This window comes from Bacillus sp. AFS001701, from assembly GCF_002559405.1.
Lineage (GTDB): Bacteria > Bacillota > Bacilli > Bacillales > Bacillaceae_G > Gottfriedia.
Window position 1 is genome coordinate 1 of record NZ_NTZO01000210.1, and the last position, 11298, is coordinate 11298.

At 33.7% G+C, this 11298-nt stretch carries 11 protein-coding genes; all 11 read right to left on the minus strand.

What is annotated here, in order from left to right:
• Nucleotides 1-53 precede the first annotated feature (53 nt).
• Nucleotides 54-206: a hypothetical protein gene (locus tag CN514_RS25755; protein ID WP_176525920.1), complete on the minus strand. Its 153-nt coding sequence runs from the start codon at nucleotides 204-206 to the stop codon at nucleotides 54-56.
• Nucleotides 203-1462 carry a helix-turn-helix domain-containing protein gene (locus tag CN514_RS14375; RefSeq protein WP_098233184.1) on the minus strand — a complete coding sequence of 420 codons (1260 nt, stop codon included), beginning with the start codon at nucleotides 1460-1462 and terminating at the stop codon, nucleotides 203-205. Before CN514_RS14375 ends, CN514_RS25755 begins: the two co-directional genes overlap by 4 nt.
• Before the next feature lie 166 nt (nucleotides 1463-1628).
• A complete protein-coding gene (chbG, locus tag CN514_RS14380; protein WP_098233185.1) occupies nucleotides 1629-2336 on the minus strand; it encodes a chitin disaccharide deacetylase in 708 nt (235 codons plus the stop codon).
• Nucleotides 2333-3664, minus strand: a complete 1332-nt coding sequence (locus CN514_RS14385) for a 6-phospho-beta-glucosidase (protein WP_098233186.1) — start codon at nucleotides 3662-3664, stop codon at nucleotides 2333-2335. Before CN514_RS14385 ends, chbG begins: the two co-directional genes overlap by 4 nt.
• 16 nt (nucleotides 3665-3680) lie before the next feature.
• Nucleotides 3681-4037, minus strand: coding sequence for a PTS sugar transporter subunit IIA (locus CN514_RS14390; protein ID WP_483295013.1), 357 nt, complete (start codon nucleotides 4035-4037; stop codon nucleotides 3681-3683).
• A gap of 142 nt (nucleotides 4038-4179) precedes the next feature.
• Nucleotides 4180-5496: a PTS cellobiose transporter subunit IIC gene (gene celB / locus CN514_RS14395; protein WP_098233188.1), complete on the minus strand. Its 1317-nt coding sequence runs from the start codon at nucleotides 5494-5496 to the stop codon at nucleotides 4180-4182.
• 22 nt (nucleotides 5497-5518) lie between these two features.
• Nucleotides 5519-5824, minus strand: a complete 306-nt coding sequence (locus tag CN514_RS14400; protein WP_069035316.1) for a PTS sugar transporter subunit IIB — start codon at nucleotides 5822-5824, stop codon at nucleotides 5519-5521.
• Between the two features lie 495 nt (nucleotides 5825-6319).
• Nucleotides 6320-7660, minus strand: a complete 1341-nt coding sequence (gene ypeB, locus CN514_RS14405) for a germination protein YpeB (RefSeq protein ID WP_098233189.1) — start codon at nucleotides 7658-7660, stop codon at nucleotides 6320-6322.
• A 16-nt stretch (nucleotides 7661-7676) separates the two neighbouring features.
• A complete protein-coding gene (gene sleB / locus CN514_RS14410; protein ID WP_435817569.1) occupies nucleotides 7677-8393 on the minus strand; it encodes a spore cortex-lytic enzyme in 717 nt (238 codons plus the stop codon).
• A gap of 151 nt (nucleotides 8394-8544) precedes the next feature.
• On the minus strand, nucleotides 8545-10311 hold the full coding sequence (locus tag CN514_RS14415) for an LTA synthase family protein (RefSeq protein WP_141529383.1): 1767 nt from the start codon (nucleotides 10309-10311) through the stop codon (nucleotides 8545-8547).
• A 53-nt stretch (nucleotides 10312-10364) separates the two neighbouring features.
• A partial coding sequence (locus CN514_RS14420; RefSeq protein ID WP_483295014.1) for a glycosyltransferase family protein occupies nucleotides 10365-11298 on the minus strand: 934 nt, incomplete at its 5' end.

Genomic DNA, 11298 nt, shown 5'->3' on the forward strand with positions numbered 1-11298 from the left:
CTTTTTGGGGTCTTGACCATGAAATAACCTTGTGTTTCTTATTTATACCACCATCAACTTCCTGGAGGTTTTGGATCATCTTCCTTCTTATTGGATGCGTAAATTTCATTGCTTGGCGAATGATGACTTTGAAACGTATTTATTCCTACACTCGCCAGCACAGTAATAATTAGGGAAAGAGCGATAAGTTTAATCTTCTTTTTCATCTGAGAACTCCTGTATTATGTGTCATTTTCATTAGATGTAAACTGATTTGTAAATACTTATTAGCTAAAAGTGGATCGCCTTGTCTTTGATAATATTCTGCAATTCGTTCACTGTATTCATAAACCTTCATTCGATTACCGTGTTTCTCCATAATTGGTAAGCCGTCTGCCATTAAATACCGAATTAGTGCCTTCTCTTCATTTTTTGCTTCAAAATATAATACGCGTAATTTCACATATTCTAATTTTGTTGTATCTTCGAATGATTCTAGTTCATGTTCTAGCATATTCACAACTTGTTCATTTTTTTGTAGCCTTAGCAAATGCGTAGCTATATTTCCTAATGTAAGGTAATAACTCTCGGTATATTTCTCTATTAACGCAAGTGATTTATAATAACACTCCAACGCTTTTTCTGAAAAATTTTGAGTACCATATAAAAAACCTAAATTATGCCAAGCCATTTCTTCGATTGTTGAATTTTGAATTAATTCTGCATCATCTAGTATTTCTTTTAATAAATTTTCTGCTCTTTCATATTCACCTGTTTCAGTTAAATGGATTGATAAAATTGTTTTCACATCTAACATTCTAATGATATTATTCCTTTTTTTGAAAACTTCTAGAGCTTTATTACCGAAATAGATTGCTAATGCAGACTGCCCTAATCTACAATGCATTAAGGATTTTAAATAATAATATTCCGTTATGTCATCTCGATACAGTTTCCTTAAATCTTTTACTTCTTCTAGTAAGTCTAAAGATTTAATAAAATTATTCCTTTTATGATTAAAAATTGCATTTAATACATTCCAAACAAATAGTTCAAACTCAGAAAACATCTTCGTATTTTGACCCATTTTTTCAATTAATTGCTCAGCCAAATCGACCTGATTTAAAAACAAAGTATACCTTAGCATGTATAATTCATATACATAAAGCAATTCTGTATATTGGACGAACTCTTTATATTCCGTGAGCTCTTGATAGAGTGTATTTGCTTTTTTATGATGCAGTCGTTCAATTGCGTCATAGAACTCCTGTAGTTTTATTTTTATATGACTAACTTTATTTTTTTCATCTTCAACTGATATACCTAACTTCATACACAATAAGTTTAAAGTTTGGATATTAACTTCTTTTGAGTTGTTCTCAATCTTACTCAAATGAGAAATTGAACAAATTCCATCACATAGTTGCTCTTGTGTCATCTGTTGTTTTTTTCGATGGTAATGAATAATTTTTCCAATTTTCATAGGTATTTTCCTTAAATATTATTTTAATATTATTAATATTCATTATAGTGTAAAACTACTCCTATTTCATCTTACATTTTTTCCCAAGATTATAAAACTCTAATTATATATATATACCAAAAAAACATAGAGTCGATTTCAAACTCTATGCTAGTAACTAAATTATCTATAATAAATCAATCTCTTTTGGAAGTTTAACAGTAGATAAAATTAGCGTTTCTTTTACTCGATCTTTAGCGTAGGAAGAATTGTTTAGTATCTCGTGATCAAGATAACCAGGATGACACATGACTTCAACAGATTGACCGTCCTGAATCCGTGTTAATATCTTTTCAAAATAGTCATCTGTCACGCCTTCCCCGTAGAAATCATGAAGAAAAACATCCGTAAAAGGTGCGACTCCTTGTAAAGCATTTTCAGAAATGCGTCTAGCACTTAAATTATATTTTTGAGCTAATTTCTGTACGACTGGTAAAAACTCCGGCACGGTATGAACATGATGGTGGCTATCAAAATGAGTTGGTTTTAGGCCCGATTCTAAGAATTTTTCTATTTGTGCAGTCCATTCTCTTTCTAACTCATCTAGTGATATATTTTTATCCTCAAAGAATTCATGTCTACTTTTAAAGTTACCATTTTCATTAACAAGTGTTGGAACATCATTTAATAGTGGCTTTCCACAAGTTAAAACAAGATGGATTCCTACTTGAAGGCTTGGATTTTCTTTTGCTAGCTCTATAGCGTGACTTACGCCGGGCATATTCATCATCATCGTAGCTGAGTTAACAACTCCATTTTTATGTGCATCAATGATTCCATAATTAATTCCCCTTGAGTAACCAAAATCGTCTGCATTCACAATTAATTTAATCATTTAATTTTCACCTCTTTAAAAAATTGAGGCAAATATTTTTTATGTGCTTCTAGCATTTCATCAACAATTTCCTTGGCAACTTTATCTGATGCAACTAACGGGTTAATCGTTAACGCTAGAATGGCCAAATCATAATCACCTGTTACCGCAGCTTCACAAGCAACTCTTTCAAATGATTTAATTTGTTGAACGAGCCCTCTTACAGATACAGGTAGATCCCCCATTACGATTGGTTTTGGCCCATCCTTTGTGATGACACAGCTAACCTCTACTGCTGAGTCATTAGGAATACTAGCAATCGAACCATTATTCATCGTATTAACTGGTTGAATATCACCTTTATCATTATAAATAGAAGAAATTAATCTAACTGCTGCATCACTATAATAAGCTCCGCCTCGTTTTTCGAGCTGAGGTGGTTTGATTGATAGATTTGGATCTTTATAAAGTTCAAAAAGATCATCCTCCAATTTTTTAACAACTTCAGCACGAGTCCCTACAGTTTCGGCATTTTTAATATCCTTTTCAACCATTTCACGAGTTTTATAATAATAGTTATGATATGGACAAGGTAATGCGTTTAAAGCACGAAGAAACTCAGGTTCCCATCCATATCCTTGAATATTCTTAACAAAACTAGAGTTTTCTGGATTCGTTAATAATTCAATGACTTGATCTTTTACACTTTCGCCGTCAACAAATACATCTAACCCATAAACCATATGATTTAATCCAGCAAAATCAATCCGTACACGAGAATGCTCAACATTTAATAATTTGGCAATTCCCATTTCCATTCCGATTGGGACATTACATAAACCAACTACTTTTCGATGGTCAGTGTAACGAAGCACCGCTTCAGTAACCATACCAGCGGGATTCGTAAAATTTACTAACCACGCATTTGGACATAGATCCTTCATATCTTTTACAATATCTAAAATGACTGGAATTGTTCGCAAGCCTTTAAATAATCCTCCTGGTCCATTTGTTTCTTGACCAAGTACACCATATTTTAAAGGTATTCTTTCATCTTTTGCCCTCGCATCTAACAAACCTACGCGGAATTGCGTTGTAACAAAGTCAGCATCTTTAAGTGCCTCTTTTCGATCAAGTGTCAAATGAACTTCTACAGGAAGACCTGCCTTTTGAAACATTCGTTTTGCTAATTGACCAACAATCTCTAATTTCTCTTTGCCTTCTTCAACATCTACAAGCCATAGCTCTCGTAATGGAAGCTCATTGTACCGCTTAATAAAACCTTCTACTAGCTCTGGAGTATAACTTGATCCTCCACCAATTGTCGCAATTTTGATTGATTTTCCCATCCTATGTAACCCCCTTTTATTGGTTGCTTACTTCTTGCCGCAGTTCAATAATCTCTCTTGCTAAATCTTTAAGCGTCATTGCTGTCATTAAATGATCTTGTGCATGAATTAATAGAATTGGAGTATCAAAATCTTCTCCACCAGCCTCTGCTTGAATCAATTGAGTTTGAAAGCGATGTGCTTGACTAAACTCGCGATCTGCCTCTGCAAGTTTCTCAAAAGCTAGCTCAAAATTCTTTTCTTTTGCTGCATAGATTCCCTCCATTGAAAGACTTCTAGCATTTCCACTATGCAAGATTAACTGAAAGGAAAGGTTGTACAATTCTTCTTTTGTCACTAGAATCACACCCTTTACTAGAATGTAAGAAAACAATACCAAGAGCCTGCCTATTGGCAAGCTTCATGTGTTTTTACCAAAAGTCAAAACCTTTGTATCCTGACTGATTGAAAGCGAGCTCTTTCCAACAGTTTGGGAGCCTGCTAGATAGCAAGCCCCTTTATGCATTATGCATTTCTTATTTTGGTGAGCCTTGTTCAGTTTGTAAATTTTGTTTATCCCACATTCTAAAGAATGGGAAGTAAATTAAGAACGCTACAACAAGATTAATCAATTGCATTGCAGATCCTCTCCAGTTACCTCCAGTTGCTAGCCAACCGCCGATAATTGGTGGAGTCGTCCAAGGAATTGCAATACCATGTGTTTTTGGAGCAAATCCCGTTTTCATACCTATATATGTGGTTACAACAAGTACTAATGGCGTTAGAATAAACGGAACTAAAAGCAATGGATTCATTACTACAGGCGCACCGAACGTAATTGGTTCATTAATATTGAAAATACCAGGTCCAATCGATAGCCTTCCTAGTTGTTTTGCATGCTGACTCTTTGCAAATAATAGCATCATAAGTGCAAAACAAATTGTTGCACCAGAACCACCCATGTAGATGAAGATATCAAAGAATTGTTGTGTAACGACATTTGGCATTGCATGATGAGCTTGAAGAGCTAAACGGTTTGCATCAGTTGCTGCTAACCATACTGGACCCATTATACCGCCAACAATTGCCGCACCGTGTAAACCAACTGACCATAATAATTGAATTAATAATACAGCGATTAACGCTCCAGCTAATGATCCACCAAGTCTACTAAGTGGATCTTGTAATAGATCCCCAACGACATTGTGCAGGGTTTCATAGTGTGTATGTTCAATTAATAAACGAATAATCCATACTAAGAGAATAACTAGAAATGCAGGGAATAATGCAACGAATGATTTACTTACACTTGGTGGTACACCATCCGGCATCTTAATAACAAAATTCCTTTGAATGACCCATCTATAAATTTCAGTTGAGAACAACGCAATTATAATAGCAACAAACAGACCCTTACTTCCTAAAAATGCCATAGGTAGTACTCCGCCTACTTTAATAGCAGCAGTTGCTCCATCTGGCGTAAACATTGTGAAGTATGGTGTTGATAAAATAAATGAAGCAATCGAGATCGCACCAGCATTCAATGCATCTACTTTGTAATGTTCAGCGAGTCGATATGCAATACCAAATCCTGCAATGAGCGCCATTATATCAAATGAAGCACTTACAGGATAAAGAAGCTTTGTTTGCCAAGCGGCACCGAATGTTTTTGCCATAAAATCTGGATATCCGTCAAATGGTAAGAAGCCTAAAATTAAGAAAATAGAACCGACAATAATAAGAGGTAGTGTTAAAATAATTCCATCACGTAATGCTTGCAAGTGTCTTTGACCCGCAATTTTTCCAGCAATAGGCATTACTTTCTCTTCTAACATTTGAGTAAAGTTGGCCATCACAAATCACCCCTATATGAAATTATGAACCTATTAAATCGATTGCAAATTTCAGGACCTCTGCTCCTTTACACATCCCGTAATGAACCGGATTGATGGCATCAACTGGTATTCCTTTTTGTAAACCTTCTTTTTTTAATTGTGGGAGTAGATACCTTACTTGGGGACCTACAAGTAATACATCTGCTTGATCAAGATGATTTTTAACATCATTAGCACTCACTGCCCAAATCCTTGCATCGATTCCTTCAGATTTTGCAGCAGCTTCCATTTTAGTAACTAATAAACTTGTAGACATGCCGGCAGCACAACATAATAATATGTTCATTTAATCCCCCTTTCTCTCTAAAGGAAACGCTTACAATACAATTAAACTTCTACTAACAAGCAGAATCTATCCCTTACCTCTCTCCCTCTAGAATTTTAATCTCAAGAAATATATATTCACCAGTTTGGACATTAGGACAAATATAAAAAATATTTTTTCACTTATTGAAATCCATAAATCCCTGCTCCTAAAGTCGCTTAAAATAAAGCTTTGTACAAGCCTAAAGTATGATAACTTGCCAGACTTAACTGATAGGATTTTGCATTTAAACGATCTAAAAAAAGTCTCGTATTTGTAATAAATAATCCATGTATTTTGAACTGAAATGCCAGTTTGAAATTCCTACCATTTTTATATCTAGTAAAAATGAAATAGGAAATGGTTTTAACTCAAACCATTTCCATTTTATCTTCATTATTATTAGGAAAATCCTTAAAACTAAATAGAGGACTTAAGTTACATACTTAAGTCCTCATCATTAAAAAAGTATGAGTATCAGTCGTAGTTTTCGACTAAGACATTCAATTTTTTAATCTGTTCTTCTACACCAGTATCCGCATTCACGAATATTTGATATGTGTCATTACCTCGTGTTCCTACAAATTCATAGCAAAGTACTTCTTGATTCAATTTATTTAAAATGATCGCTTTGCGCTCTTCCATTATTTTTATGTTTGAACTAATACTATTTCTCGCTTCTTCAACCGATATTTTCGGCTTTGGAATCGTTCGTTTTGTATATGCTGCTAAGTAATTTCTTGATGAAAATCCTACAATACTTCCGTCATCAAGTGCAATTTTCATCGTAATAGATTCAGGATAGAGTCTTACGCCGTCCTGTTTTGTTACATATGTAAATACACCAATCGTATCATATTGTGAGCTTTCAGTTAGCTCCATATTAGAGAATTTATTACGTTCTAAAAATTTAAGCCCATTAATAGAAGCCTGATTTAAATCGATTTTTTGTGCTTTAATATCTCGACTATCAATTACCCAAACTGGATATCCTCCTTTTTCAGTAATATCCATATAAATTTCACTATTTGTTTTTGGTTCCTTAATTTCTAAGCTATAGTACCGATCTTCTAATTTTTCACCTGTAAGATCCACTTTTATTTGTGCTGTACTATTTAATTTAAGAAATTTTTTCGCAATGTCCTTCGCTTGCTCTGTCGTTATTTTTTCTCCTTTTACATTCGAAAGGCTAGCACGATTTACTTTATAATTTGTCAGTGAAGGATCTGCATTTGCATCGGAATATGTCATTACATTCCTTTCCACTGTCTTAAATCCATCAATAATTACATTATTTTTCGGATTTTGATCTTTTGCATAGGCAAGCTCTACATCCATCCAACGTAATTTATTCTCAAATACCATATGCTGAACTTTTCTAATCTCTCCTTGAATTTCAGCAGAGTTATCATATAACTTTTGCAGTGTTGCGTATTCATTTTGGGTCAATGGTTCTTTATCTAAATCTCTTACCGCAGTTCGATAACTAAAATCGCCAATATTTGTTAGAAATTCCTCCGTTTTATTAACTGGTAATAGTCTCAAAGGAAGTTGCCCTACGTTAGATCTTGCTTGAGAAGTTAGTCCCCATACTTCAACTAGTGCTGGAGAGAGTGATGACTTTGACTTCATTGCTAAAGTATCGCCAATCTTATCATGTAATAAATCTAATTCATAAGTTAGTTCATGAAATGCCCGTTGATAGTTGTTTTCTGCCTGGATATTGATTTCGTTTTTAGCCTTATGCTCTGTATAACCCCAATATGATGTTCCGATTAGTCCAATTGCTAACACGCCTATTGCAGCTTCCTTAATCACTTAAAACACTCCTTTCTTATCGGCAAAATATATGTCTACCAATTTGTTTGATTTGTGGTCTGCTCCAAATCCAAGCACTTGTCGCTGTGTCTGGATTAAAATAATAAAGTGCACTTTCACTCGGATCCCAACCATTTACAGCGTCTAAAACAGCTTTTTTTGCCGTCTCATTTGGTGTTAAATAAATTTGTCCGTCTGACACTGCGGTAAAGGCACCCGGCTCAAAAATAACACCTGACACTGTGTTTGGAAACGATGGATTGCTAACACGATTTAGAATGACTGCAGCAACTGCTACTTGTCCGATATATGGTTCACCACGTGATTCACCATAAACTGCATTCGCCATTAGCTGAATATCATTTTGCGAATAACCATTCGGAACATTCGATCCAGCACCTGCATTTTCACCTTTTTCATATTTTGTAGCTTTTACGAGCATCGCTTTCGTCTTAGCTCCAACAATCCCATCGACAGGCATTCCGAAATTATTTTGGAAATTCCTAACCGCCCAATATGTGTTGTATCCAAATACCCCATCGACTTTGCTAGTGTAATAACCGTTGTATTTTAAACGAGATTGTAATTCAATAACATCTTCTCCTGTAGCACCCATTTGAAGCACTTGGCTTGTAAACGCATTTACATTTTTAAGTTGAACATTACAAAAGAAACTAAAAAATACAATTAGTAATATTAAAGGACCTTTTAAGAAAACTAGTTTCCTCATCACAAACCTCCTAAAGGATAATTATCTCTTTTTGTATTTTTTTCAAGAACCACCAATTTATGTAAATACTTTTGAAAATGCAATAAGATTTCTTTCCGAAGTCTAAAAACAAGTCAGTTTTTTACAATAAAAAAGGGACCTTTTGGCCCCATTTTTACTTTTTATTAAAAGTTATACCATCACCATATACTCGGTCATAGATTACCCAATCCCAAATATCATTTGAATGATTTTGAAGTACCCAATCATACCATGAATGTTCAATCTGACCATTTGTTAGAACTTTCATTAGAAGTGGTGCAATTTCGTAGGATTCTAATTTAAGATTTCCTTTTTCTAAAAATGGCTTCGAATAGTTTCTAATCTTGTCCATTGTATTTTTGTCATTACTCCAAATCCACATCGGTGTTTCATTATACCAATCTTCTCCTTCACTCTTCTCCACTGGTGCTCCCCAATGCTCATATGTTGCCTTTTTATCACCAAATGTTGGACGATGGTCACCATAAAAAAGGACGATTGTAGGATTCTTACGTTTTTTTATTTCTTGCCATACTGAAACAAGAGAATTACCGCTTTTATATATACCACTTGCATAACTCTCCACTTTTCCTTTTAAATCCTCATCCATAGGTACTCCACTAACTCTCATGTTTTCTACAGGAAAATGACCTTTACGCCAATCAAAATGATTTTGCATTGTCACAAAAAATACAAATTGACTCCCCTTTTTATTAATTAGAGATAATGCTTTTTTCGAGCTACATTCGTCTGATAAATAGGAACCAAATTTTTGGCAAGAAGATAAATCTGCTTCTGACAAGAACTGATTAAATCCTATGTTAGGATAAACTTCTTTTCGTTTGAAAAATGATGTTTTAAATGGATGAAGGGCTATCGTATCCATACCAAAGTGTCTAACATCTTGAATGAAACTAGGTGATTGTCTATTCCCCATTTTTCCTTCTTGGTATGGTGTCCGATTTTCAAATTTACGTTTTAATTTTAGACTAGTTAATACTTCAAACTCCTCGTTAGCCGTCCGTCCCCCAAATGTATTACTTATTAGAGTTCCATGAATCCCTTCATTTATAGAACGAAGAGGTGCATTTGGATCAGTTTTCCATTTTAATTTCATGTCATCTAGAATACTGTAAGCCTCACTTTGAATCACTAAAATATCTGGTAATTGTTTAGGTTTAGAAAGTGGTTTTAAAGAATTGATTTCTTTAATGACCTCATTTTTTACTTTATTAGGTACTTTTGGTTCTTCACGTTTGCTATTTACATAAGTTACTAAAAATGCTGGATACATACCATATCTTTCAACACTAGTCTCGTAATTCCAAGGTATATATTTTACATTTGAGTTTTTTACAAAATAAGCATAGCCTTCTTTTGAACCAAATGTAAAAAAGACCCCAAGCAATACGATTAGTAAAAAACGTAGACTATTTTTCCTTGCAGTAGCATTTCTCCATTTTTTATAGGCAAAGAAAGTCCCTAAAAAAAGAAATGTTATGATTCCAATTAGCCCTCCCCATTTAAGAAGAAATGGAAGCTTTGAAAATTGTAAAAAGACGATTGGGTCACGCAGGAAAAATAAATCACTTGGATGAAACGGCTCTCCAGTATATTTTATTTTCTCTGATAATGTATATGAGAAAATTCCAATTGATCCAACAATCGTGATTAAAATCCACCAAACATTAAAGCCCAAAACAGAAAGTCCAATTACTAGTATTGAAACAACAACTGACACAATCATAAAGTTCCACTTAAAAAAATCTGTGATAATCCAATTCTGATAAAGATTCACATTGTTTTTCCACAAATAATTATGAGACCAAATAACAAGTAAATAGCTACAGACCAATCCGATTAGAATTGGTCCTAGCAAATTAAAACTCTTTTTTATCATAAAGAATCTACCCTTTACAAAATTATTAACATTATCTTTGTTTATTTTCGTTTTCACATTAATTTCTCATTCGGTAATGCCTCATCAAGCTGGTTGAATTGTTGAATTAATTTCTCCGTAACTAATGATTCAAACACTTTAGTAGCACCTTCAATATCGCCAATCTCAGATTTGTATTTCGTTTCAAATCTACTGAGAATACTGCCTTCCTCAAAAATTCCCCATATATTATTCCCACTACCTTTGTAATCACTCAACTTAGAAGGTAAGTATGGATTAATATTTTTATAATCCTTCGTAAATGCATCATTAACAATTAGACAATCGAATTTTGTTGTAAAATTTAAAAACTCTAAAAAGTTAACATATGTATTCACTTTTACATGTTTTTCAATTGCATCTCCCGAAAGTTCATTTGCAAGTGATTTTGGATCTGAAGTGAAAACATGAAGTTTAATTTTATCTCTTAAATCAGGTTTCGTTAATTTAAGTCCTTCAATTATTTCATTTAATTTCCTCGTTTGATAAAACGTTCCGAAGTACCCTAGGTTTACTTTGTTTTCATCAATTCTATATTTACTTGCTTTAACGTGATAATACTGCTTCGGTAATGTCGGTTGATTACAAATTCTAGCTTTATTTAAAATAACATCTTTCATTTCTTTCATTGGGAACATTTCAGACATGTATTTCAATTGATTTTCATTTGTAAAAACAATTTCATCTGCAAATGCATAAGCAATGTATTCACACCAAAAAAACATATTGTTATTTAATGCTAGTGGAAGGTTCTTTTTCTTTAAAAGTGCATTTACTTTTTTATAAAACCCTAAATCAATAATTGCTGACTTCCGTTCTTTTCCATGAATATCTAATAGGATCGGATCAGAGAATTCTGCAACCCATTTTGCCTTTGGATTTTTCATTTTATATTCAAATGCTAAAAAGTGAGAAGCAGGCCATAATGCTCGGCTATAAATTTTATGG